Origin of the sequence: Streptomyces sp. NPDC088194 (assembly GCF_040702025.1) — a bacterium.
Lineage (GTDB): Bacteria > Actinomycetota > Actinomycetes > Streptomycetales > Streptomycetaceae > Actinacidiphila.
Map to the genome: position 1 here is coordinate 95477 of NZ_JBFBIV010000003.1, position 24888 is coordinate 120364.

At 73.0% G+C, this 24888-nt stretch carries 18 protein-coding genes; 5 read left to right on the forward strand and 13 right to left on the reverse strand.

What is annotated here, in order from left to right; genetic code table 11:
• Position 1: 1 nt before the first annotated feature.
• Positions 2-3091 carry a glycoside hydrolase family 38 C-terminal domain-containing protein gene (locus AB0399_RS02180; protein ID WP_366409964.1) on the forward strand — a complete coding sequence of 1030 codons (3090 nt, stop codon included), beginning with the start codon at positions 2-4 and terminating at the stop codon, positions 3089-3091.
• A gap of 212 nt (positions 3092-3303) precedes the next feature.
• On the opposite strand, the gene AB0399_RS02185 is transcribed toward AB0399_RS02180, so the two are convergent.
• From AB0399_RS02185 to AB0399_RS02200, 4 genes are all read right to left on the reverse strand, one after another.
• Positions 3304-3951 carry a thymidine kinase gene (locus tag AB0399_RS02185; RefSeq protein ID WP_328470297.1) on the reverse strand — a complete coding sequence of 216 codons (648 nt, stop codon included), beginning with the start codon at positions 3949-3951 and terminating at the stop codon, positions 3304-3306.
• Positions 3952-4061: 110 nt separating this feature from the next.
• Positions 4062-5270, reverse strand: coding sequence for a nucleotide pyrophosphatase/phosphodiesterase family protein (locus AB0399_RS02190; RefSeq protein ID WP_329363971.1), 1209 nt, complete (start codon positions 5268-5270; stop codon positions 4062-4064).
• A complete protein-coding gene (locus AB0399_RS02195; protein WP_328470292.1) occupies positions 5270-5881 on the reverse strand; it encodes a DUF5998 family protein in 612 nt (203 codons plus the stop codon). The genes AB0399_RS02190 and AB0399_RS02195 overlap by 1 nt, the downstream gene beginning before the upstream one ends.
• A 154-nt stretch (positions 5882-6035) precedes the next feature.
• Positions 6036-8873 (reverse strand): GNAT family N-acetyltransferase, encoded by a 2838-nt coding sequence (locus AB0399_RS02200; RefSeq protein ID WP_366409965.1) that lies wholly within the window; start codon positions 8871-8873, stop codon positions 6036-6038.
• Between the two features lie 184 nt (positions 8874-9057).
• Here AB0399_RS02200 and AB0399_RS02205 point away from each other — a divergent pair, with 184 nt between their 5' ends.
• Entirely contained in the window at positions 9058-9339 is a 282-nt protein-coding gene (locus AB0399_RS02205; protein ID WP_328470289.1) for an HPr family phosphocarrier protein, read from the forward strand.
• 317 nt (positions 9340-9656) lie between these two features.
• Here the strand turns inward: AB0399_RS02205 and AB0399_RS02210 are convergent, their stop codons facing one another.
• From AB0399_RS02210 to AB0399_RS02220, 3 genes are all read right to left on the reverse strand, one after another.
• Positions 9657-10331: a GntR family transcriptional regulator gene (locus AB0399_RS02210; protein ID WP_329363976.1), complete on the reverse strand. Its 675-nt coding sequence runs from the start codon at positions 10329-10331 to the stop codon at positions 9657-9659.
• Between the two features lie 310 nt (positions 10332-10641).
• Entirely contained in the window at positions 10642-12027 is a 1386-nt protein-coding gene (locus AB0399_RS02215; RefSeq protein ID WP_366409966.1) for a pitrilysin family protein, read from the reverse strand.
• Complete coding sequence (locus tag AB0399_RS02220) at positions 12024-13403, reverse strand: pitrilysin family protein (RefSeq protein ID WP_329363980.1); 1380 nt, start codon at positions 13401-13403, stop codon at positions 12024-12026. Before AB0399_RS02220 ends, AB0399_RS02215 begins: the two co-directional genes overlap by 4 nt.
• 429 nt (positions 13404-13832) lie before the next feature.
• Between AB0399_RS02220 and AB0399_RS02225 the strand changes: the two genes are divergently transcribed.
• Both AB0399_RS02225 and AB0399_RS02230 read left to right on the forward strand, forming a co-directional pair.
• Positions 13833-16280: a DNA topoisomerase IV subunit A gene (locus tag AB0399_RS02225; protein ID WP_329363982.1), complete on the forward strand. Its 2448-nt coding sequence runs from the start codon at positions 13833-13835 to the stop codon at positions 16278-16280.
• 185 nt (positions 16281-16465) lie between these two features.
• Positions 16466-17431 carry a sucrase ferredoxin gene (locus AB0399_RS02230; protein ID WP_366409967.1) on the forward strand — a complete coding sequence of 322 codons (966 nt, stop codon included), beginning with the start codon at positions 16466-16468 and terminating at the stop codon, positions 17429-17431.
• 40 nt (positions 17432-17471) lie between these two features.
• On the opposite strand, the gene AB0399_RS02235 is transcribed toward AB0399_RS02230, so the two are convergent.
• The 5 genes from AB0399_RS02235 to AB0399_RS02255 all read right to left on the reverse strand — a co-directional run bounded on the left by AB0399_RS02235 (position 17472) and on the right by AB0399_RS02255 (position 22041).
• On the reverse strand, positions 17472-19115 hold the full coding sequence (locus tag AB0399_RS02235; RefSeq protein ID WP_366409968.1) for a cation acetate symporter: 1644 nt from the start codon (positions 19113-19115) through the stop codon (positions 17472-17474).
• A 41-nt stretch (positions 19116-19156) separates the two neighbouring features.
• Positions 19157-19660 carry a DUF485 domain-containing protein gene (locus AB0399_RS02240; protein WP_366409969.1) on the reverse strand — a complete coding sequence of 168 codons (504 nt, stop codon included), beginning with the start codon at positions 19658-19660 and terminating at the stop codon, positions 19157-19159.
• Positions 19661-19754: 94 nt separating this feature from the next.
• Positions 19755-20414, reverse strand: a complete 660-nt coding sequence (locus AB0399_RS02245; protein ID WP_329363989.1) for a response regulator transcription factor — start codon at positions 20412-20414, stop codon at positions 19755-19757.
• A complete protein-coding gene (locus tag AB0399_RS02250) occupies positions 20411-21565 on the reverse strand; it encodes a histidine kinase (RefSeq protein WP_329363991.1) in 1155 nt (384 codons plus the stop codon). The genes AB0399_RS02245 and AB0399_RS02250 overlap by 4 nt, the downstream gene beginning before the upstream one ends.
• Positions 21562-22041, reverse strand: coding sequence for a DUF1453 domain-containing protein (locus AB0399_RS02255; RefSeq protein ID WP_329363993.1), 480 nt, complete (start codon positions 22039-22041; stop codon positions 21562-21564). The genes AB0399_RS02250 and AB0399_RS02255 overlap by 4 nt, the downstream gene beginning before the upstream one ends.
• A 227-nt stretch (positions 22042-22268) precedes the next feature.
• On the opposite strand from AB0399_RS02255, the gene AB0399_RS02260 reads away from it, so the two are divergent.
• Positions 22269-22433, forward strand: coding sequence for a hypothetical protein (locus AB0399_RS02260; RefSeq protein WP_366409970.1), 165 nt, complete (start codon positions 22269-22271; stop codon positions 22431-22433).
• Positions 22434-22487: 54 nt separating this feature from the next.
• Here AB0399_RS02260 and AB0399_RS02265 read toward each other — a convergent pair whose 3' ends face one another.
• Positions 22488-24608 carry a DNA topoisomerase IV subunit B gene (locus AB0399_RS02265; protein WP_329363997.1) on the reverse strand — a complete coding sequence of 707 codons (2121 nt, stop codon included), beginning with the start codon at positions 24606-24608 and terminating at the stop codon, positions 22488-22490.
• Positions 24609-24888 lie beyond the last annotated feature (280 nt).

The following is a 24888-nucleotide window of genomic DNA, read 5'->3' on the forward strand; positions in this document are numbered from 1 at the left end:
TGTGCATGACGACCGTCCCATCGTCGAACAGCGGATCACCAAGTTCCTCTCGCACGTGGTGCGGCCCGCCCTCTACAGCCACCCGCTGACCCTGGAGCTGGCCGCCTGGCAGGTGCCGGGCGAACCCGTGCCGGTCGCCGACGCGCTGGCGGCGGCGTACGAACCGGTGCGGATCGGCGACAGCTGGGGCGGCCCGTGGTCGACGACCTGGCTGAAGGCCACCGGCCGGGTGCCGCAGGAGTGGGCGGGCCGCCGGGTGGAGGCCGTCTTCGACCTCGGCTTCGACCTGACCAAGGGGCCCGGCGGACAGGCGGAGGGCTTCGTGCACGACGCCTCCGGCACGCCGCTGCAGGGGCTGCACCCGTACCACCGCAGCGTGCTGCTGGCCGAGTCGGCCACCGGCGGCGAACCGGTGGACCTGCTGGTGGAGTTGGCCGCCAACCCGATGATCGTGGGCTCCGCGGGCCGGGGCACCCACCTCGGCTCCAAGGAGACCGCCGGCACCGACCACCTGTACGAGCTGCGGGTGGCCGAGATCGCGGTGCGCGAGGACGCGGTGTGGCACCTGACGCACGACATGGAGGTGCTGGACGAGCTGATGCGCGAGCTGCCGGTGGGCAGTTCGCGGCGGCACGAGATCCTGCGCGCGCTCCAGCACGCGATGGACGCGGTCGACGTCGCCGACGTGGCCGGCACCGCGCAGCTCGGCCGGGACCGGCTCGCCGACGTGCTGGCCCGCCCGGCGCACGCCTCCGCGCACACCATCGCCGCGGTCGGCCACGCGCACATCGACTCCGCCTGGCTGTGGCCGATCCGCGAGACGGTCCGCAAGTGCGCCCGCACCTTCACCAACATGACCACGCTCGCGCAGGAGTACCCGGAGCTGGTCTTCGCCTGCTCCTCCGCGCAGCAGTACGCGTGGATCAAGGAGCGCCGTCCGGAGATCTTCGAGCGGATCAAGAAGGCGGTGGCCGACGGCAACTGGGCGCCGGTCGGCGGCATGTGGGTGGAGGCCGACGGCAACCTGCCCGGCGGCGAGGCGCTGGCCCGGCAACTCGTCTTCGGCCGGCGGTTCTTCGCCGAGGAGTTCGGCCTCGCGCAGGACGGCGTGTGGCTGCCGGACTCCTTCGGCTACACCGCCGCCTACCCGCAGTTGGCGGTGCTCGCGGGCGCGAAGTGGTTCCTCACCCAGAAGCTGTCCTGGAACGAGACCAACCGGCTGCCGCACCACAGCTTCGACTGGGAGGGCATCGACGGCACCCGGATCTTCACCCACTTCCCGCCGGTCGACACCTACAACGCGAGCCTGACCGGCGCCGAACTCGCCCACGCGGAGAGCAACTTCGCCGACAAGGGCGCGGCGACCCGGTCGCTCGCACCGTTCGGCTTCGGGGACGGCGGCGGCGGCCCCACCCGCGAGATGATGGAGAAGGCCCGCCGGCTGCGCGACCTGGAGGGCTCGGTGAAGGTCGAGGTCGCGGACCCGAACGCGTTCTTCGCGGCGGCCCGCGCCGAGTACCCCCGACCGCCGGTGTGGCGGGGCGAGTTGTACCTGGAGAACCACCGCGGCACCTACACCAGCCAGGCCCGCACCAAGCACGGCAACCGGCGGGCCGAGGCGCTGCTGCGGGAGGCCGAGCTGTGGGCGGTCGCCGCGTCGGTCCGCACCGGCGCCCCCTACCCGTACCAGGAGTTGGAGTCGATCTGGCAGCGGGTGCTGCTGCACCAGTTCCACGACATCCTGCCGGGTTCCTCCATCGCCTGGGTGCACCAGGAGGCCGAGGCGGTGCACGCCCAACTCCAGGCGGAACTGGCCGGGTTGATCGGCACCGCGCTGGCCGGCGGCGACGGCCTGGCGTTCTTCAACGCCGGCCCGTACGCCCGCCGGGAGGTCGCGGTGGTGCCGGCCGGCGCCACCGACGAGGGCCAGCCGCTCGCCGACGGGCGGCGCGCAGTGCTGGTCGAGGCGCCCGCGCTCGGCGCCGGCCGCGCGGTGGCCGCCGCCGGCACCGCGCCGGTCCAGGTGCGCCAGGACGGCGACGGCATCACCCTGGACAACGGAGTGCTGCGGGTCCTGATCGACGGCAGCGGCCTGGTCCGCTCGGTGTACGACCAGCGCGCCGCGCGCGAGGCGATCGACCCGGACCGGCCGGGCAACCTGCTCCAACTCCACCCGGACGACCCGAACCTGTGGAGCGCCTGGAACATCGACAGCTACTACCGCGACACCGTGCGCGACCTCACGCAGGCCGACGCGGTCGAGGTCGCCGAGGCCGGGCCGCTGCTCGGCTCGGTCCGCGTGACACGCTCCTTCGGCGCCTCGCACCTGGTGCAGCATCTCGAACTGACCGCGGGCAGCGACCAGTTGACCGTCCGCACCGACATCGACTGGCAGGAGCGGGACACCCTGCTCAAGGCGGCCTGGCCGATCCGGGTGCACGCGGAGCACGAGAGCGCCGAGATCCAGTTCGGCCATGTGCGCCGGCCCACCCACGAGAACACCAGCTGGGACGCGGCCCGGTTCGAGCTGTGGGCGCACCGCTGGGTGCACGTCGGCGAGCACGGCTGGGGCGCGGCCGTCGTCAACGACTCGACCTACGGCCACGACGTGTCCCGGCAGGTCCGCGCGGACGGCGGCACCACCACCACGCTGCGGCTGTCCCTGCTGCGCTCCCCGCACAGCCCCGACCCGCAGGCCGACCGCGGCCGGCACTCCTTCGCCTACGGCCTGGTGGTCGGCACCGACGTGGACGGCGCGATCGCGGCCGGCTACGCCCTCAACCTGCCGCTGCGGCCGGCCGGTTCGGCGCCCGCGGGCGGGCCCGCGCTGATCGCCGTGGACAACCCGGACATCGTGGTGGAGGCGGTGAAGCTCGCGGACGACCGGTCGGGGGACGTGGTGGTCCGGCTGTACGAGTCGCGCGGCGGATCGGCCCGCGGCACGCTGCGCGCCGACTTCCCGGTGGCGGCGGCGCACCTCACGGACCTGCTGGAGGCCCCGGCGGAGGAGTTGCCGGCCACGGCCGACGGCGGGCTGCCGCTGGAGCTGCGGCCGTTCCAGATCCTGACGGTCCGGCTGCGCCGGGCCTGACCCCCGCTTTCCGCCCCCCCTGACGGCGCACGGGCGATCACGGTGCCGGTGACCGCTGATCGTACCGTCGTCGCGCGGTCCGGGCCGGTGTCCGACGCCTGACACCGGCACCGCCCCGGCCGCGAGCGGGTCCGGGCGGCCGTCCTCGCCGGCGGCCGCCCGGACCCGCCCCCTTGTCGTCCGCGCGTTCCCGGCGACCGAACGGGCCGCCGTCAGGAGTGGTTGACCGGCAGCACGTCAGGCGACAGGGTGCCCGCGGCGGCGGACGCGCTGGTCATCTGCCGCCGGTGATGGCGGCGGCACAGCACCTCGTAGCCGACCTCCGCCGCACGGTCCACGTCGCCGATCACCACCTGGGCGCCCTCGACTACCATGACGCCGCCGATCGTGCGGGCGTTGTGGGTGGCGCGGGCGCCGCACCAGCACAGCGCCTCGACCTGGAGCGCCTCGATCCGGTCGGCGAGCTCGATCAGCCGCTGCGAGCCCGGGAAGAGCCGGGTGCGGAAGTCCGTGGTGATCCCGAACGCGTAGACGTCCAGGTCGAGTTCGTCCACCACCCGGGCCAACTGGTCGATCTGCCCGGGGGCGAGGAACTGCGCCTCGTCGACGACCGCGTAGTCCACCCGGCCGCCGCGGCTGATCACGCCGACCAGATGGCCGTACAGGTCCATGTCGTCGGCCACCTCGACGGCGTCGGTGACCAGGCCGAGCCGGGAAGAGAGCTTGCCCTCGCCGGCCCGGTCGTCCCGGGTGAAGATCACCGCCTGCAGGCCGCGGGCGGTGCGGTTGTGGATGATCTGCAACGCGAGGGTGCTCTTGCCGCAGTCCATCGTTCCGGAGAAGAAGACCAGCTCGGACATGGGAAGGACGACGGCCTTTCGGGACGGACGGCGGAGGCGGACGGCGGAGGCGGACGGCGGAGGCGGACGGCAGAGACGAACGGCAGAGACGAACGGCGGAGGCGAACGCTTCAGGAGCGTACTTGGAGCAGCGGCACCAGTTGCTCGACGGGGGTCATGGAGCCGTGCAGGCCGATCATCTTCGACTCCCCCGGCTCGGTGCGGTTCGCCACGATCGCCATGTCGTCGCAGGCCGCGGCCACCACGTCGCCGATCCGGCCCAGCACCCGCCGCTCGGGGTCGGGCCCGAACCAGCCCGCGGCGACCGCCTCCGCGCGGCTCGCCACCCACATCCGGTCGCCCAGCACCTCGCGCCACACCGCGAGCACGTCGGCCGCCGCACCGGGCACCGCGTACACGTGCCGGGCCCGGCCCTCGCCGCCCAGCACCGCGACCCCGGCGCGCAGTTCCCAGTCCTCGTCGAAGTCGATCCGGGACTCCTCGTCGAACGGGATGTCGATCATGCCGTGGTCGGCGGTGACGTACAGGGCGCTGCGCGGCGGCAGTTGCTCGGCGAGCCGCTGCGCCAGCCGGTCGACCATCGCCAGCTGCCCGCGCCAGGCGTCGGAGTCGACGCCGTGCCGGTGGCCCATGCCGTCGAGCTCGCTGTAGTACGTGTAGACCAGCGCGCGGTCGGCGGCGGCGAGCCGGTCCGCGGCCAGGTCCATCCGCTCCTCGCCGGCCAGCCGGCCGTGGAAGGTGCCGCCGGAGAGCGCGACCTTGGTCAGCGGGGTCTGCGCGAAGGTCGGCGAGGAGACCTGGCAGGTGGCGATGCCGGCGGCCTCGGCGAGCCGGAAGACGGTGGGGTGCGGCTGCCAGACGTTCGGCGAGGTCCACGGCTGCCAGCGCAGCTGGTTCATCAGCTCGCCGGTGCCGGGGTTGAGCGTGGTGTACCCGGCCAGGCCGTGCGCGCCCGGCGGCAGGCCGGTGCCGACGGAGGCGAGCGAGGTCGCGGTGGTGGACGGGAAGCCGGCGGTGAGCGGGCGCCCGCTGCCGCCGACCGAGCTGCCCAGCAGCGACGTCAGGTACGGCGCCTCGTCGGGGTGGCGCAGGATCAGCTCCCAGCCGAGCCCGTCCACCAGGAACACGCAGACCCGGTCGGCCGGTTCGAGGGCGAGGCCGGTGGCGGGCATCCCGGGGATGCCGAACCCGGCGAGCGCGGCCGGGATCACGTCGCACAGCGCGCCCGTGCCGTAGGCGGGGACCGGGGCGGTGCGGGGGTCGAGCGGCTCGGGGTCGTACGCGTCGGGGTACGGCGTGCCGGGGTGCGGTCCGCCCATCAGTCCGTTGCCGCTGTCGCCTCGGAGAGGGCCTGGGCGAAGGCGAGGGCCTGCCGGACCGTGTCGGGGCCGTCGCCGGCCTCGCTCACCCGCAGCGACAGGTCGTCGACGGTCGAGGAGCCGGTGTACCCGTGGTCGGCCTCGCAGTTGGGGTCACCGCACGCGGCCGGCTCCAGGTCGATCCGGGAGACCGCGCCCCACCCGATGGTCAGCACGACCTCGCGCGGCAGGGTGCCCGGGGTGCCGGGGGCACCCGGCGTGTAGGACTCGGGGTTGGCCACCACCCGGCTGACCACGACCGACGAGATCCGGCCGATCTTCACCGACTCGGTGGAGGTGGTGGCGTAGGGGCTCGGCGAGGTGTCGTCGGCGGCCTGCTCGTCGGTGTGGCTGACGATGAACCGGCTGTCGGTGAGCACCAGCACCGTCACATGCCGCCGCACCTCGTTGGCGTCGAAGGTGGTCTCCTGGTGGACCAGGTACGACGTGACCGGCTCGCGCCCCACCGCGGCCTCGACGGCCTCGGCCACCAGAGCCGGGTAGTAGCCGCTGCGCTCGATGGCTGTGCGCAGGCCCTGTGTCGTCGTACCGGTCTTCGCCATGCCGTCCATCCTATGCGCGCTCCGGGGCGGTCAGAACGCGATCGCGACCCGGGTCGTGAGGTGACCGCGAACTCGGTCGCGGACCCGGTTCCCGCCGCACGCCGCTCACGGTCCGCCGCGCCGCGCCGCCCGCGCTCCGCCCGGGTCCGCCCGGCCGCCGCGTTCAGTACGAGGTGAGCGCGCGCGGGCCCAGGTCGGTGCGGGCCGGCGGGGTGGCCAGCCGCACCCGGGCGCCCAGCACGCTCAGGCCGTGCGCGGAGACCACCACGGGCTCCAGGTCCACCGCGACCACCTCCGGCAGGTCGTCGGCGAGCATCGACACCCGCAGCAGCAGTTCCTCCAGCGCGGCGGTGTCCACCGGTTCGGCGCCACGCCAGCCGAAGAGCATCGGCGCGGACTTGATGGAGCGCACCAGCTCCGCGGCATCCCGGTCCGTGGCCGGAACCAGCCGGTGCGCTATGTCGCCGAGCAGTTCCGAGGGCGCGCCGGCCAGGCCGAAGGAGAGCACCGCCCCGGCCGCCGGGTCCACCCCGGCCCGTACCACCGTGTCCACCCCGCGCGGGGCCATCGCCTGCACCACCGGGCGCAGTTCCGCCGGTCCGCCCAGCCGCGCGGTCAGCTCGCCGTACGCCCGCCGCAGGTCGCCCTCGTCGGCGAGGTCGAGCCGTACGCCGCCGAGGTCGGCGCGGTGGCGCAGGTGGGGCGCGGTGGTCTTCAGCGCCACCGGGTAGCCGAGCGCGGCGGCTGCCTCGGCGGCGGTGTCCGGGTCGGGCGCGGGCCGGGCCCGGCGGACCTCGATGCCGTAGCGGCCGAGCAGCGTCGCGGTGTCGGCGTCGTCGAGGGTGACGCCCTCTCCCGCGGGCGCCCCCGGCGGCAGCAGCCGGCGTACGTCCTCGGCCGCGCCGGCCTCGTCGATCCGGTCCAGGTCAGGCACCCGGCCGGGCTCCGCGACGCTCGCCCGCCACGCGGCGTAGGAGGCGGCCTCGGCGAGCGAGCCGACCGCCCGGTCCGGCGCGCGGTAGGCGGGGATACGGCCGACGGGTGCGCCGGGCCCCTCCGCGGGGGCGCCGAGCCGGTCGGCCATGGCGTCGAGGGCGAGGTGGACCACGACGACGGGCTTGTCCGCGCCGGCGGCGGCCGCGCGCAGGGCGGCGGCCAGCGCCGGGTCGTCGCCGGCCTCGGGGTCGCCCGGATCGCCCGGATCGCCCGGATCGCCCGGATCGGCCGCGGCGGGGCGGGTGCTCCCGTCGCTGGGATCGCTCGGATCGGCGGTCAGCAGGTCGGTGCCGACCCGGGGAATGGCGGTGACCACCACCGCGTCGCTGCCGGGGTCGGCGAGCGCGGCGGTCAGCGCGGCGGCGAAGTCGTCGGGGCCGGCGGCGGTGGTGAGGTCGATCGGGGCGGCGGGGCGCAGCCCGGCGGTGAGCGCCGCGTCGTAGGTGAGCAGGCCGAGCGACTCGGAGTTGCCGAGGACGGCGACGCGGTCGCCGGCCGGCAGCGGCTGGAGGGCCAGGAAGAGCCCGGCGTCGAGGAGTTCGGTGACCGTGTCGACCCGCATCACGCCGGCCTGGCGGAAGAGCGCGGACACGGTGGAGTCGGGGATGCGGGTGACCGGCACCTCGTGGCCGGCCGGCACCGCCCCGGAGTGCAGGGCGCCCTTCACCACGACCACGGGCTTGTCGACGGCGGTGCGGCGGGCGAGCCGGGTGAACTTGCGCGGGTTGCCGAACGACTCCAGGTACATCAGCACGGCGTCGGTGTCCGGGTCGTCCTGCCAGTACTGCAGCAGGTCGTTGCCGGAGACGTCGGCGCGGTTGCCCGCGGAGACGAAGGTGGACGGGCCCAGGCCCCGGCGGTGCAGCCCGGACAGCAGCGCGATACCGATGGAGTCGGACTGGGTGAACAGCCCGAGCCGGCCGCGGCGCGGCATGTCCGGCGACAGCGAGGCGTTCAGCCGGGCGTCGGGCGCGGTGTTGAGCACCCCGAAGGCGTTCGGGCCGATCACCCGCATGCCGTGCGCGCGGGCCTGCCGGACCAGTTCGCGCTGCCGGGCCCTGCCCTCGGGTCCGGTCTCGGAGTAGCCGGCGCTGACCACGACCAGGCCGCGCACGGCGGCGGCGCCGCAGTCGGCCACCGCCTCGGGCACCCGTTCGGCGGGCACCGCGATCACCGCGAGGTCGACGCTCGCACCGCCCTCGGCGATCTCCCGCACCGAGCGGTGGCCGGGCACCCCGCCGACGTCGGTGCCGCCTTCGGGGAAGGCGTGGTTGACCGCGTAGAGCCGGCCGGTGAAGCCGCCGGCCGCGATGTTGCGCAGCAGCGTACGGCCGAGGCCGCCGGGGCGGCGCCCGGTGCCCACCACCGCCACGGACTCCGGGCGCAGCAGCCGCTGGACGGAGCGGGCCTCGGCGCGGTGCTCGCGGGCCCGCATCACGCGCACCGACTCGACGGTGGGTTCGAGGTCGAGGTCGAGGTGGACCACGCCGTCGGTGAAGCTGCGCTGCTGGGTGTAGCCGGCGTCGGTGAAGACCTTCACCATCTTGCGGTTGGCGGGCAGGACTTCGGCGGTGAAGTGCAGGATGCCGCGTTCGCGGGCGACCGCCGCGATGTGTTCGAGCAGCGCGGAGGCGACGCCGCGGCCCTGGTGCGCGTCCTGGACGAGGAAGGCGACCTCGGCGCGGGTGCCGGCCGGCCCGGAGGCGGCCCGGCCCTGCTCGTCGGTGCGGTCGTAGCGGACGGTGGCGATGAACTCGCCCCCGACGGTGGCCGCGAGGCCGACCCGGTCGTCGTAGTCGTGGTGGGTGAAGCGGTGCACGTCCCGGTCGGACAGCCGCGGGTAGGGCGCGAAGAACCGGTAGTACTTCGACTCGTCGGAGACCTGCTCGTAGAAGTCGACCAGCCGTCCGGCGTCCTCCGGGCCGATCGGCCGGATGCGGGCGATGCCGCCGTCGCGCAGGACGACGTCAGCCTCCCAGTGGACGGGGTACGGCTGCTCGCTCATGGCCCCAGCGTATGCGGCCGCACCGGCGTGGGGTGTCTGCTCGCGCCGCCGACGCGCAGGGGGCAGTCTGGGGGGACCCGTTCAAGCGCGGGCCGACGTGCGGGAGCAGCACCGCGGGCGTGCTTAACTGGTCTAGACAACTGGAACCACCTGCGCAGACCGCACCGACCCGAAGGACTTCACCATGGCTGAGCGGCACGTCAATGTCGGCTGGGCTGAGGGCCTGCACGCCCGTCCCGCGTCCATCTTCGTCCGCGCGGCGACGGCCGCCGGAGTGCCCCTGACCATCGCCAAGGCCGGCGGCGACCCGGTCAACGCCGCCTCCATGCTGGCCGTGCTCGGCCTGGGCGCGCAGGGCGGCGAGGAGGTCGTGCTGGCCTCGCAGGCCGACGGCGCCGACGCGGCGCTGGACCGGCTGGCGAAGCTGGTCGCCGAGGGTCTGGAAGAGCTGCCCGAGACCGTCTGAGCCTGGGAGCGTCCGACCCGGGACCCACCGGGGCGGTCTGGACCCGGGACCGCCCCGGCCGCGCCTGGCTTCGGTACGCGGACCTTCGGTACGCGGCCCTTCCGTACGCGGCTCACCCGCGCGCCTTTCCCGCGGCTCTTTCGGGCACGCCTTTTCACGCCCGCGGCGCGCCGGTCGCCGCGCGGGAATACCGACCACCGTACGGAAATCCCGCGCAGCGGAACCCGGCGGACCCGGACAGCCCCCACGGAATGCCCGGCCCCGCTATTCCGGAATACCCGAAACAACAATTCACGTTCTTGTATACGGTGTGATTGTTAAGCGCGGCGGCGCCCCGCGTGTACGGAGTGTTTCAGGGTTCTCACCGCGGTGGCCCGCTCCACGTGCAGCGCGGCCAGCCGGCGGGCGCGCTCGGCGTCACCGCGGGCCACCGCGTCCACGATCGCCGCGTGCTCCTCCCACGCCTGCGCGGCCCGCGCGGTGCCGTCGTCGGCGTACACCCAGGCGATCTTGTGCCGCAGCTGGGTGAGCAGCGCGGCCAGCGTGGGGCTGCCGGACGCCTGCGCCAGCGTCTCGTGGAACCAGCCGCCGAGCGACGGCAGGTCCGACAACTGGCCCTGCACCGCCCGCTCCTGCCCGAGCCGGACCAGGCCGCGCAGCACCTTCAGATGCGACTCGCCCCTCCGCTGCGCGGCCCGGGCCGCGCCCAGCGGCTCCAGCAGCTCGCGGATCTCCAGCAGGTCCGCGGCCTCCTGCTCGGTCGGCTCGGCCACCGAGGCGCCGGCGTGCCTGCGGGTGCGGACGAAGCCCTCGGACTCCAGCGTGCGCAGCGCCTCGCGCACCGGCACCCGCGACACCCCGTAGCGCTGCGCGAGCAACTCCTCGGTCAGCCGGCTCCCGGGCGGATAGAAACCGCCCACGATGTCGTCGCGGATCGCCGTACACACCACCTGGGCCGAGATACGCCGACCGGTGCCCTCCGTGCCGTTCACATCCGCTTCCGCATCGTAAGAACTCCGTTCCGTCCCCGAATTCATTCTGTCGCGACTCTATTCCAGCACGAGTGCGGGCGGGAAAGCAGCCCCTGAATTCTTGGATCGTTTTTGGACAGCCGGCCGCGGACCACGGAACGGAGAAGCGGGGGCCCGTACGAGGGGTTACGGAGGAGCGGGGGTGCGGCGGGGCGCGGAGGGGTGCGGCGGTACGGGCACGCGCCGTGCGGGCCCGGGAGTGCCGGAACCCCGGCGCGCCGCGCGGGCGGGCCGGGGTTCCGGTCGGTGCGGTGGGCCGGGGGCCGGTGGGTCAGGAGACGACGGTCACCGGGCCGATGCCCAGCTCCCGTACCGGCTCGGTGATCGCGGCCGCGTCGCCGACCAGGACCACCACCAGGCGGTCGAGCGGGAAGGCGTTGACCACCGCGGCCGTCGCCTCCACCGTGCCGGTCTCGGTGAGCCGGGCGTACAGCGCGGCCTGGAAGTCGTCGGGCAGCTCCTGCTCGACCTGGTCGGCGAAGGTGCCCGCCACCGCGGCGGCGGTCTCGTAGCGCAGCGGCGCCACCCCGACGAGGTTCTGCACCGCGACGTCGCGCTCGGCGTCGGTCAGCCCGCCCTCGCCCAGCTCGCGGATCACCCGCCAGGTGTCGGCGAGCGCCGGGCCGGTCACCTCGGTGGCGACCGAGCCGCTGATCGCCAGCAGCGCGGCACCGGTGCCGTCGGCGGAGGAGAGCAGCACCTGGCCGAAGGCGCGTACCCCGTAGGTGTAGCCCTTCTCCTCGCGCAGCACCCGGTCCAGCCGGGAGGTGAGGGTGCCGCCGAGGCAGTAGGTGCCCAGCACCTGCGCCGCCCACACCCGGGCCTGCCGGTCCGGACCGGTCCGGCCGATCAGCAGCTGGGTCTGCACCGAGCCGGGCCGGTCCACGATCACCACCCGGGCGGTGTCGTCGGAGGTGATCGCCGCGCGGGCCGGCGGCTCGGCCTTGGTGCCGGTCCAGCGGCCGAGCGTGCCGTCCAGCAGCGCGGGCAGGTCGATGCCGGTCAGGTCGCCGACCACCACGGCGGTGGCCGTGGCCGGCCGTACGTGCGCGGCGTAGAAGGCGCGCACGGCGGCCGCGTCGATCCGCCGCACGGTCTCCTCGGTGCCCTGGCGGGGCCGCGAGTTGCGCGCCTCGGCCGGGAACAGCTCCTTCGACAGCGCCATCGCGGCGCGGCGGCCGGGGTTGGCCAGCTCGTGCGGGATCTCGTCGAGCCGGTTGGCGACCAGCCGCTTGATCTCGTCGTCCGGGAAGGCCGGCGCCCGCAGCGCCTCGGCGAGCAGGTCCAGCGCCTTGTCCAGCCGGGACGCGGGCACTTCGAGGGAGACCCGCACCCCCGGGTGGTCGGCGTGCGCGTCGAGCGTCGCGCCGCAGCGCTCCAGCTCGGCGGCGAACTCCTCGGCGGAGTGCTGGTCGGTGCCCTCCGACAGCGCCCTGGCCATGATGGTGGCCACGCCGTCGAGGTCCTTCGGCTCAGCGGCCAGCGGGGCCGCGAGCAGCACCTCGACCGCGACGACCTGCTGGCCGGGGCGGTGGCTGGTGAGCAGGGTCAGGCCGTTGGCCAGGGTGCCCCGCTCGGGCGCGGGGAACGCCCACGGCTTGGGCTCCCCGGCCTGCGGCTGCGGGTGGAACGTCATGGTGGCGGCGGTGTCGCTCATGCCTCGGCACCTTCTCCCTGCTCGTCCTGCTGGTTCCGCTCGTCCTGGTCGTCGTCCTGGTCGTCGTCCTGCTCGGCGGCCGCGGTGGGCTCGTAGACGAGGACGGCCCGGTTGTCCGGGCGCAGCCGCGCCGCGGCGACCGCCTTGACCTCTTCCGCGGTCACGTCCAGCACCCGCTGCACCGCGGTGAGGGCGAGCTGCGGGTCGCCGAACAGCACGGCGAAGCGGCACAGTTCGTCGGCGCGGCCGGCCACCGTGGCGAGCCGGTCCAGCCACTCGCGCTCCAGCTGGGCCTGCGCCCGCTCCATCTCCTCGGCGGTGGGGCCCTGTTCGGCGAAACGGGCCAGTTCCTCGTCGACGGCCGCCTCGATGGCGGCCAGCTCGACACCGCTGGACGCCTTGACGTCCAGCCAGCCGAGCGAGGGCGCCCCCGCCAGCCGCAGCAGGCCGAACCCGGCGGTGACGGCGGAACGGTCCCGCCGTACCAGCCGGTTGTGCAGCCGGGAGGACTCGCCGCCGCCCAGCACCGTCAACGCCAGGTCGGCAGCATCACTCTCACGGGTGCCGTCCTGGGGCAGCCGGTAGGCCGCCATCAGGGCGCGGGAGGGCACGTCCTCCTCGATCACCTCCCGGACGTTCTCGCCGACCACGTCGGGCAGCGAGCCGTCGCGCGGCTCGGGCTTGCCGTTGTGCGCGGGGATGGTGCCGAAGTACCGCTCGATCCAGCCGAGGGTCTGCTCCGGGTCGATGTCGCCGACCACGGACAGCACCGCGTTGCCGGGCGCGTAGTACGTGCGGAAGAAGGCGCGGGCGTCCTCCAGGGAGGCCGCGTCGAGGTCGGCCATCGAGCCGATCGGCGTGTGGTGGTACGGGTGGCCGTCGGGGAAGGCGAGCGCGCTGAGCCGTTCGAAGGCAGTGCCGTAGGGCACGTTGTCGTACCGCTGGCGGCGCTCGTTCTTCACCACGTCCCGCTGGTTGTCCAGGCTCTCCTGGTCCAGTGCGGTCAGCAGGCTGCCCATGCGGTCGGCCTCCAGCCACAGGGCCAGTTCGAGCTGGTGGGCGGGCATCGTCTCGAAGTAGTTGGTGCGCTCGAAGCTGGTGGTGCCGTTGAGCGAACCGCCCGCGCCCTGGACGAGTTCGAAGTGCCCGTTGCCCTTGACGCTGGCGGAGCCCTGGAACATCAGGTGCTCGAAGAGGTGGGCGAGACCGGTGCGGCCCTCGACCTCATGGCGTGAACCGACGTCGTACCAGAGGCATACCGCGGCGACCGGCGTGAGGTGGTCCTCGGAGAGCACCACTCGCAGGCCGTTCGCCAAGCGGTGCTCGGTGGCTGTCAGGCCGCTGGAGTGTGCCTCCGGCGTGGCCGTGTGACCCATGGGCAAGCTGTCCTTCCGGTCGCTGCTGCGTGACTGCGTAGAGTGCTGCCACTCTAGGCAAGCGTGCCCGCGCCGCGCGAAGTTCCCGCCCGGAACGCGCTCGTGCCGGGTCGCGGTCGGTGTTGTCGGTGCCGCGGTCCACAATGGACCGCGCCGCATCGCGGCGTACGCCCGCCGCCCGTGCACGACCGCGAGGCACGCGGGCGGACGTTTGACGAGCAGGCACACGCAGGACGGACGCACGACCCAGGCACGACCGAGGCACGACCGAGGCACGACAGACGCAGCACCGAAGCGGGACCGCGGCACGACTCACGCGGCACCGCGGCACGACAGACACAGGACCGCAGCACCGCAGCACCGCAGCAGCACGCAAGGCACACGCAACGCACCCGAAGGCACCACGCAAGGCAAAGGAGCGCCGCCGAGATGGCCCGCCGCACGACGAAGAGCCCGCCCCCGGACGACGACTTCGAGGAGCGCATCCTCGACATCGACGTCGTGGACGAGATGAAGGGCTCCTACCTTGAGTACGCCTACTCGGTGATCTACGCCCGCGCGCTGCCCGACGCCCGTGACGGCATGAAGCCGGTGCACCGCCGCATCGTCTACCAGATGAACGAGATGGGCCTGCGCCCCGAGCGCGGCTTCGTCAAGTGCGCCCGTGTGGTCGGCGAGGTGATGGGCAAGCTGCACCCGCACGGCGACGCGTCGATCTACGACGCGATGGTCCGGATGGCGCAGCCCTTCTCGCAGCGCCTGCCGCTGGTCGACGGGCACGGCAACTTCGGCTCGCTGGACGACATGCCGGCCGCGATGCGCTACACCGAGGCGCGCATGTCGGGCCCGGCCCAGCTCATGGTCGAGTCGATCGACGAGGACACCGTCGACTTCGCGCCCAACTACGACGGCCAGGAGCAGGAACCCGACGTCCTGCCGGCCGCCTACCCGAACCTGCTGGTCAACGGCTCGTCCGGGATCGCGGTCGGCATGGCCACGAACATGCCGCCGCACAACCTGGGCGAGGTCGTCGCCGCCGCCCGGCACCTGATCCGGTACCCGAACGCGGACCTCGACGCGCTGATGCGCCACGTCCCCGGTCCCGACCTGCCCACCGGCGGCCGGATCATCGGGCTGTCCGGCATCCGCGACGCGTACGAGACCGGCCGCGGCACCTTCAAGATCCGTGCCACCGTCGCGGTGGAGGACGTCACCCCGCGCCGCAAGGGCCTGGTCGTCACCGAACTGCCCTTCACCGTCGGGCCCGAGAAGGTCATCGCCAAGATCAAGGACATGGTCGGCGCGAAGAAGCTCCAGGGCATCGCCGACGTCAAGGACCTCACCGACCGCGAGCACGGCCTGCGGCTGGTCATCGAGATCAAGAACGGCTTCAACCCCGAGGCCGTGCTCGAACAGCTCTACAAGCTGACGCCGATGGAGGACTCCTTCGGCATCAACAACGTGGCCCTGGTGGACGGCCAGCCGCTCACCCTCGGCCTCAAGGAGCTGCTGGAGGTCTACGTCGACCACCGCTTCACGGTGGTGCGGCGGCGCTGCGAGTTCCGGCGCACCAAGCGCCGCGACCGGCTGCACCTGGTGGACGGCCTGCTGGTGGCGCTCGTCGACATCGACGAGGTCATCTCCATCATCCGGTCCAGCGACAACGCGGCGCAGGCCAAGGAACGGCTGATGGACCGGTTCGGCCTGTCCGACATCCAGACCCAGTACATCCTCGACACCCCGCTGCGCCGGCTGACCCGCTTCGACCGGATCGAGCTGGAGGCCGAACGCGACCGGCTCAACGAGGAGATCGCCGAGCTGACCCGCATCCTGGAGTCGGACGCGGAACTGCGCAAGCTGGTGTCGGCGGAGCTGGCCGCGGTCGCGAAGAAGTACGGCACCGAACGGCGCACCGTGCTGCTGGAGTCGGCGGGCGCGCCGGCCGCCGCGGTGCCGCTCGAGGTCGCCGACGACCCGTGCCGGGTGCTGCTCTCCTCGACCGGGCTGCTGGCCCGCACCGGGGTGGGCGAGCCGCTCACCGACGGCTCGGGCAAGCGGGCCAAGCACGACGTGATCCTGTCGGCGGTGCCGACCACCGCGCGCTCCGACCTCGGCGTCGTGACCTCGACCGGGCGGCTGCTGCGGCTGACCGTCATCGACCTGCCGATGCTGCCGGACACCGCGGGCCCGCCGTCGCTGGCCGGCGGGGCGCCGCTGACGGAGTTCCTCGCGCTCGACGACGGGGAACGGGCGCTGTGCCTGACCACGCTCGACGAGTCCTCGCCCGGGCTGGCGCTCGGCACCGCGCAGGGGGTGGTCAAGCGGGTCGTGCCGGACTACCCGTCGAACAAGGACGACCTGGAGGTCATCACCCTCAAGGAGGGCGACGTGATCGTCGGCGCGGTGGAGTTGCGCACCGGCGAGGAGGATCTGGTCTTCATCACCGACGACGCCCAACTGCTGCGCTACCCGGCCGCCCAGGTGCGTCCGCAGGGCCGCCCGGCGGGCGGCATGGCCGGCATCAAGCTCGCGGACGGCGCCCAGGTGATCTCCTTCACCGCGGTGGACCCGGCCGTGGACGCGGTGGTCTTCACCGTGGCCCGTTCCGAGGGCACCCTGGACGGCGCCGGCGAGGGCACCGCGAAGCTGACGCCGTTCGACCAGTACCCGCGCAAGGGCCGGGCCACCGGCGGGGTGCGCTGCCAGCGCTTCCTGCGGGGCGAGAGCGGGCTGTCGCTCGCCTGGGCAGGCCCCGCCCCCGCCCGCGCGGCCACCTCGACGGGCGCGCCCGCCGAACTCCCGCCGAAGGACCCGCGCCGCGACGGCTCCGGTGTCCCGCTGGCGAAGCCGGTCACGTCCATCGCGGGCCCGGCCTGACGGAAGTCCCGCGCCCGGGCCCCCACGAGGCCCGGGTGCGGAAGCGGGTGCAAGTGCGGAAGCGGGCGGGCGCGGGTACGGGTACGGGTACGGGTACGGAAGCGGGCGCGGGCGCGGACCTACGGCTACGGGGTCCGGCGGTACGCGTACGGGTCCGCCCCGCCGGGCGCACTAGGCTCGGCGGGGTGAGCCTCTGCACGCGTGCCTCGATCGAACTCGCCGAACCGGTGGCCGCCACCGCGGCGACCGCACGGACCTGGCTGCTGATCGAGCAGCCGGGTCCGTGGGGAGCCAAGGCCCTTCGGTCCAGCCACCTCGACCCGGCGCTCGGCCGCGAACTGGAACGCCTCGCCGACGGCACCGGCGTCCGGCTCGGCCTCATCCGCCGCCCTGGCCGGCACGCCGACACCCATCAGCCGCACCGCCGCCAAGTGATCGCCGCCCACACCGCGCCCGACCGCTCATGGATTCGCACCGCCGCCCTCGCCGATCCCGCAGAACTGGCCACCCTGGACTTCCCGGCCCTCGGCGCCGGCCACCCCGCCGACTTCGGCATCCGCTACGACGGCCCACCCATCGCCCTCATCTGCACCAACGGCACCCGCGACCGCTGTTGCGCCCTCCACGGCCGCCCGCTCGCGGCCGAACTCGCCACCGACGGCGGCCTCGACGTCTGGGAGACCACGCACCTCGGTGGCCACCGCTTCGCCCCGACCATGCTGGTCCTCCCGCACGGCTACTCCTACGGCCGGCTCGACGCCGCCACCGCCAAGGACGCGCTCAGCGCCGCGCACTCCGGCCGGGTCGCCCTCGATGGCTGCCGCGGCCGCTCCACCTGGTCCCGGCCCGGCCAGGCGGCCGAGTTGGCGGTCCGCGCCCTGATCGACGAGGACCGCGCGGCAGCGCTGACCGTGCGCGGCACCGACCCCGTCGAGCCGGAACCCGTATCCGGCTCCGGCCCCGACGCACGAACCGCCTGGACCGTACACGTCCACCACACCGACGGGCGGGCCTGGCGGGTCCTGGTCGCCCAGCACGCCGCCACTCCCCCGCGTCCGGAGAGCTGCGGCGCCGCGCTCGGCACCCCGGCCCGCATGGACGTCGAATCCGTCGAACCGATCGACCCCGCCGTAGCCGTACCCGGAGGCTGACGCCGGCCCCCGCGGCTCCCTGCACCAGCCCTCCGGCCGGCTACACCGCGCCCGCTCCCGTCAGCGACCGCACCTCCGTCTCCGCGAACGCCGCCTCATCCGCGGGCTCCCGGGTCAGCACCGTGCCCAGCCAGCCGGCGAAGAAGCCCAGCGGGATCGAGACCAGCCCCGGGTTCTCCAACGGGAAGACGTGGAAGTCCACCCCGGGGAAGAGCGAGTCGGCCTGCCCGGACGTCACCGGAGACAGCACCACCAAGGTCAGTGCCGGAACCAGTCCGCCGTAGATCGACCACACCGCGCCCTTGGTGGTGAACCGCCGCCAGAACAGCGAGTACAGCAACGAGGGAAGGTTCGCCGACGCCGCCACCGCGAACGCCAACCCGACCAGGAACGCGATGTTCTGATCCTGCGCCAGCAGGCTCAGCGCGATCGCCACCGCACCGATCCCGACCGCCGCGAACCGCGCCACCCGTACCTCGTCCTCCTCCATGTGCCCGCCGGGATTGCCCGCGTCACGCCTGGCCGCATGGCGGGGCCTGCGCCGCACCGTCGCATACAGGTCGTGCGCCACCGACGCCGACGACGCCAGCGTGATGCCCGCCACCACCGCCAGGATCGTCGCGAACGCCACCGACCCCACCACGGCGAACAGCACCGCGCCGCCGGTCGTGCCCGATCCGCCGCCCAGCGCCTCCGCGAGCAGGGGCACCGCCGTGTTGCCCGCCTCGTTCGACGTCCGCACCGTGTCCGAACCGACCATCGCCGCCGCCCCGAAGCCCAGCACGATCGTCATCAGGTAGAACGCCCCGATCAGCCCGATCGCCCACACCACCGACCGCCGCGCCGAACGCGCCGTCGGCACCGTGTAGAACCGCGACAGGATGTGCGGCAGCCCGGCCGTGCCCAGCACCAGCGCCAGCCCCAGGCTGATGAAGTCCAGCCGCGACGTGCCGCTCGCGCCGTACTTCAGCCCCGGCGCGAGAAACGCGTCACCCTGCCCGCTGCCCGTCACCGCCGACCGCAGCAACCAGTCCACGTTTCCATGGAACTTGACCAGCACCATCACCGTCAGCGCCACCGTCCCGCCCATCAGCAGCACGGTCTTCACGATCTGAATCCACGTGGTCGCCCGCATCCCGCCGAACGACACATAGACCACCATCAGCGCCCCGACCCCGATCACCGTCCAGGTCCTGGCCGACCCGGTCCCGCCGAGCAGCAGCCCGACCAGACTGCCCGCGCCGACCATCTGCGCCACCAGGTACAGGATCGACACCGTCACCGACGCCGTCCCCGCCGCGATCCGCACCGGCCGGTGCCGCATCCGCGCCGACAGCACATCCGCCAGCGTGTACCGCCCGACGTTCCGCACCAGCTCGGCGACGAGCATCAGCACGATCAGCCACGCCACGAAGAACCCGACCGAGTACAGCAGCCCGTCGTACCCGAACAGCGCGATCAGCCCGGAGATGCCGAGGAACGACGCCGCCGACATGTAGTCCCCGGCGATCGCGAAGCCGTTCTCCGCCGGAGTGAACAGCCGCCCGCCGGCGAAGAACTCCTCCGACGAGGTGCGCCGCCGCCCCGCCCACGCCGTGATCGCCAGCGTCACCGACACGAACACCGTGAACAGGACGATCGCCAGCCCCTGGTGATCCCCGGTCCCGTCCGCCAGAAACGCCACGCCCGTCGGCTGTCCCGCCGGCCGACTCGTCAACTGCCCTGTCACCGCACCCGCTCCTGCCCGGTCCTGGTGGCCAACGTCCACCGGAGGTCCAGTGCCGCCCGGTCCCGCCGCAGCCGCGCGTGCCGCGCATACGCCCACGTCAGGAGGAAAGTCGTCGCGAACTGCGCCAGCCCCGCGACCATCGCCACATTCAGCTCACCCGCCACCCGCCGGGCCATCAGCCCCGGCGCGGTGGTCGCCGCCACCACGTAGACCAGGTACCAGGTGACAAACGCCGCCACCGCCGGAAACGCGAACCCCCGGTAGCTGTCCCGCACTTCCCCGAACGTCGCGCTGCGCTGGACCTCCACGTACACCGCCGCCCGGATCGCCGCCTCGTCCTCGCGAGGCGCCCCTGGCACCTCCGCGGGCGCCTCGGCCTGTTCTCTGTCCGCGCCCGGACCGGCATCCGGCTCCGGCAGCCACTGCCGTGCCACCGCGGTCTGCCGCCACGGGCTGTCCACCCCCAGCGTCCCCGGGTCTCCCCCGCCGTGCTCGTCCACCGAACTCTCCTCGATCCACCGGCCGGTCGGCCGTGCGGCCAATCATGGACAGAGCGGGAAGATCCAGGCCCAACAAGCCGAAACCTTCACACCATCAGGTGATCCCGTGCCGGTAGGCGTATCCCACGGCCTGAGCCCGATCGCGTGCCCCGGTCTTGGCAAACAGGTTGTTGATGTGCGTCTTTACGGTGGCCATGCTCACGTGCAGCCGCTCGGTGATCTCCGCGTTGGACAACCCCTCCGCCACCAGTGCCAACACCTCCGCCTCCCGTATCGTCAGCCCGTCGGGCAACTCCTCTCCCTCCTGCCGCACCGGGCCCGCCGCCGCGCGCTCACCCTGCGCCAGCACATCCAGCACCCGGCGCTGCACCGCCGACGACAACCCCGCCCGGCCCGCCGTCACATCGGCGATGGCCCGGGCGATCTCCTCCCCGCCCGCGTCCTTCGTCAGATACCCCCGCGCCCCGGCCCGCAGCGCCGGGAACAACGAGTCGTCGTCCGCGTACGTCGTCAGCACCACCACCTGCGTGCCCGGGTGCTGCGCCCGAATCCGCCGGGTCGCCTCCACCCCGTCGCAGCGGGGCATCCGCAGATCCATCAGCACCACGTCCGGCCGCTGCTCCGCCACCAGCCGCACCGCCTCCTCTCCATCTCCTGCCGCTCCCACCACGTCGATCCCGGGGAGCAGCCCCAGCAACATCACGATTCCTTCGCGCACCACCGTCTGGTCGTCCGCGACCACCACCCGCGTCACGCGGGCACCCGCAAGCGCACCACGAAGCCCTCCTCTGCCGGTCCGGCGTCCAACGCGCCGCCCAGCAGTTCGGCGCGCTCCCGCATCCCTCGAAGACCGTAGCCCGATCCGGAGACCCCCAAAGAGTTATCCACAGGCGATCGGCCGCCGAAGTCGCGGAACTCCAACTCCACCTCCTTCGGCCGGTACTCCAGGCGGAGCACGACTTCCGCTCCCGGCGCGTGCTTGCGCACGTTCGTCATCGCCTCCTGCGCGACTCTCCGCACCGCGAGCCCGGCCTCCGCCGGCAGTTGCCGCGGCTCCCCGTCCACCTCCAACCGTGCTCCCTCCGACGCCACCAGTTCCCGCAGGAACTCCTCCACCGGCGCCATGTCCCCGCGCAGCGCGGACAGCGCCTGCCTCGTCTCGGCCAGCCCTTCCCGCGCCATCCGCCGGGCCGCCACCACCCGCTCCAGCACCACCTCCCGGTCCACCCCCCGCTCGACCAGCAGCCGGGTGGCCTCCAAGTGGACGGCCTGCGCGGACAGGCTGTGCGCGAGCACGTCATGGATCTCCCGGGCGATCCTGGCCCGCTCGGCGAGCGCCGCCGTCTCCGCCTCGGCCTTCCGCGCGGCCCGCTCCTGGACGAGCAGCCGATGGGTGTTACCGCGCGCCTCCGCGTCCAACCGCACGGTGTAGCCCGCGAGCGACAGTCCGAGCGCGGTCAGCGTCGTCACCAGCCAGTTGTCACCGCTGTCGAACAGCGCGAAGACCGTCAACGCGACCGCCGCCACCGCAAGCCCCACGGCCAGCGGCAGCCGCTCCAGCGCCAGCACCGCGCAGCCACACCACAGCATCACCGCGGGAAGAGTCGCGTCCAGGCCCGCCGCGATGGCGCCCCCTGCCACCAGCAGCGCGAGCATGCCCAGCGCCGGCCACAGCCGGTGCCGCAGCGTGGTCCGGAAGTAGCACCACACCACCCCGTACAGGACCAGCACCCCAAGGCACGCGCCCAGGGTCGCCCAAGGGCTCAGTTCGCCTCTGGCGATGATCCCCCACATCGAGGCGGCCGTCAGCACCAGCCGGATGCCCCGCCCGATCCTGCGCCGGGCCCGTGGCCGAATCTCACGGGACAGCGCCTCCTGAGAGGGCCAGGACGTCCAGGTGCTCATGAGACCGTACGGTACGACGGCCCCAGGCTCTGGGCTCGCCAGAAGAGCACCCCGCTGCGTATGAGCAGTGTCGCGGCGACCGCGAGCAGCACCGAGGACGAGCTCTGGTGCACGCCCACCGCGGACGCGACCGCGTAGAGCCCCACGCGCACGGCTATGCCCAGCACCCATACCGCCAGGGTCGCCTTGGTGCCCTTCGCCATCACCCGGCCGTCGGACTCGGTCCACAGCTGGGTGGTCGTGGCCCAGACGATCCCCATCACGGCACCGACCACCAACTCCGCGGCGAGCAGGGTCACGGCGGCATGCTCATGTTGCCCGTCGATCAGGCCGCCTCCGTCCCGTATCGCCAACACGAGCAGAACAGCGGGCATGAGCCACCACCGGCCGCCCGCGACGGCACGGGGCCTGAGCTGGCGGGCGAGCACCACCCCGATGACCGCGAGGATCACCAGCGCGTTGACCAGACCGGACATGGCAGTTGCCTCCGAAGGGCGATTCGACGATGGGCTATGTCCTCGAATCTACGGAAATCCACTGGTCAGCGGATCAAGCCGTGGGTTGAAAAACGTTCTCCACCCGGGGGTGGAGAAGGGGCCGGCCCGGGTTGAGCCCAGCCGGCGGCCGAGCCGTTCGAGCGGGTCCGACGCGGCCTCGCACGCGCCTCACCGCGCGGGTGCGCCGGCGGGACAGGATCACAGCCATGCTCCTGAGACTGGGCGCCTCCCAGGAGCGGACGGACGCGGAGTTCGCCGCCGTCCTGACCGCACTGGGCGCGAAACTCGGCAACGCAGCCGCCGAGGGCCCCGGCTGCTGGGGCAAGGACCTGTCCTACGCGACCACGCGCGCCCGCCCGCTCCCGCGTTGACGGGGAGCGGGCGGGCGCGTGTGCCGGATGGCGGGAGGCTCGTACGGCCGCGGGTCAGACGTCGATCCGCGCGCGGTCCAGGGTCGAGGCGGAACTGGAGATGAACTCCTTGCGCGGCGCGACCTCGTTGCCCATCAGGAGGTCGAACGCCTGCTCCGCGGCTTCGAGATCGCTGATGTTGATCCGGCGCAGGGTGCGGTGGCGCGGGTCCATCGTGGTCTCGGCCAGCTGATTGGCGTCCATCTCGCCGAGGCCCTTGTAGCGCTGGATGCTGTCCTTGTAGCGGACGTTGCGCCGGTTGAGGTCCTGGAGGGTCTGGCGCAGTTCGGCGTCGGAGTAGGTGTACAGGTACTTGTCCTGCCCCTTCTTGGGCTGGACGAGCTCGATCCGGTGCAGCGGGGGGACGGCGGAGAAGACCCGGCCCTCCTCGACCATGGCGCGCATGTAGCGCTGGAAGAGGGTCAGCAGCAGGCAGCGGATGTGGGCGCCGTCGACATCGGCGTCGGCCAGGAAGATCACCTTGCCGTAGCGCGCCTGGTCGATGTCGAAGGTGCGCCCGGAGCCGGCTCCTATCACCTGGATGATCGCCCCGCACTCGGCGTTCTTGAGCATGTCCGAGACGGAGGACTTCTGCACGTTGAGGATCTTGCCGCGGATCGGCAGGAGCGCCTGGAACTCGGAGTTGCGCGCCAGCTTGGCGGTGCCGAGCGCCGAGTCGCCCTCGACGATGAACAGTTCGCTGCGCTCGACGTTGTCGCTGCGGCAGTCGGCGAGCTTGGCGGGCAGCGAGGAGGTCTCCAGCGCGGTCTTCCTGCGCTGCGCCTCCTTGTGCTGGCGGGCGGCGATCCGGGTCCTGGCCGCGGCGACGGCCTTCTCCAGGACGGCCCGGGCCTGGCCCTTGGTGTCGCGCCGGGTGGAGGTCAGGAAGTCCTTGAGCTCCTTGGTCACCACGGCGGCCACGATCCGGTTCGCCGCCGAGGTGCCCAGCACCTCCTTGGTCTGCCCCTCGAACTGCGGCTCGGCCAGCCGGACGGTGACCACCGCCGTCAGCCCCTCCATCGCGTCGTCCTTGACGATGTCGTCCTCGGCGACGCGCAGCAGTTTGGTGGCGCGCAGCACCTCGTTGACCGTCTTGGCGACCGAGCGCTCGAATCCGGTCACATGGGTGCCGCCCTTGGGCGTCGCGATGATGTTCACGAACGACTTGAGCGAGGTGTCGTAACCGGTGCCCCAGCGCAGGGCGATGTCGACACCGAGTTCGCGGGTGACCTCGGTGGGGGTCATGTGCCCGCGGTCGTCGAGTACGGGGACGGTCTCCTTGAAGGTGCCGCTGCCGGTCAGCCGCTGCACGTCGCAGATCGGCTTGTCGGGGGCGAGGTACTCGCAGAACTCGCTGATGCCGCCGTCGTAGTGGAAGACGTCCTCGACCGGCTTGTCCTCCTCGATGCCGCGCTCGTCGCGCACCACGATGGTCAGGCCGGGGACGAGGAACGCGGTCTGCCGGGCGCGCTGGTGGAGGTTGTCCAGGGAGAGCTTGGCGTCCTTGAGGAAGATCTGCCGGTCGGCCCAGTACCGCACCCTGGTGCCGGTGCGGGTGCGCGGGATCTTCTTGGTGCGGGTCACGCCGCTGGCCGGCTCGAAGGGCGCGTCGGGGCCGGACTCGGTGAAGATCCCGGGGACACCGCGGCGGAAGCTGATGCTGTGGGTGTGGCCGCCGCGGTCCACTTCGACGTCCAGGCGCGCGGACAGCGCGTTGACCACCGAGGCGCCGACGCCGTGCAGACCGCCGGAGGCGGCGTAGGAGCCGCCGCCGAACTTGCCGCCGGCGTGCAGCTTGGTCATGACGACCTCGACACCGGACAGGCCCGTCTTGGGCTCGACGTCGACCGGGATGCCGCGGCCGTTGTCCCGCACCTCGATGGACCCGTCGGAGTGCAGCACGACCTCGATCCTGTCGCCGTGGCCGCCCAGCGCCTCATCGACGGAGTTGTCGATGATCTCCCAGACGCAGTGCATCAGTCCGCGACTGTCGGTCGAGCCGATGTACATACCGGGTCGCTTGCGGACAGCCTCGAGACCTTCGAGGACGAGGAGGTGCCGCGCGGTGTAATTGGAACCGTCACGATCTGCGCCCGTCAGCAGCGCGGCGGGCGGCACGGATGTTTCGGCGGTCACGCGGGCAGCTCCTCGGTCAAGATATTCAGCCGTGTCGGTGAGAGGGTACCGATGCGGGGCAGGTGGACACTGCCGCGACCCGGCATCTGGATGGTTCATCCTAGTCCTCGTCGAGCAGGCGTTCGATAACCCGCGCGAGTGATACACATGTCACGTTCCCAAAGAGGCATGAACCATTTAGGCTCCGGGCACGTCCTCTCCAACAACCCGGTTGCCAGCCGGGGGGCGATCCGGACAACAGCTCCACACCCGACATCCGCCGCAATTGACTCCTATTCGC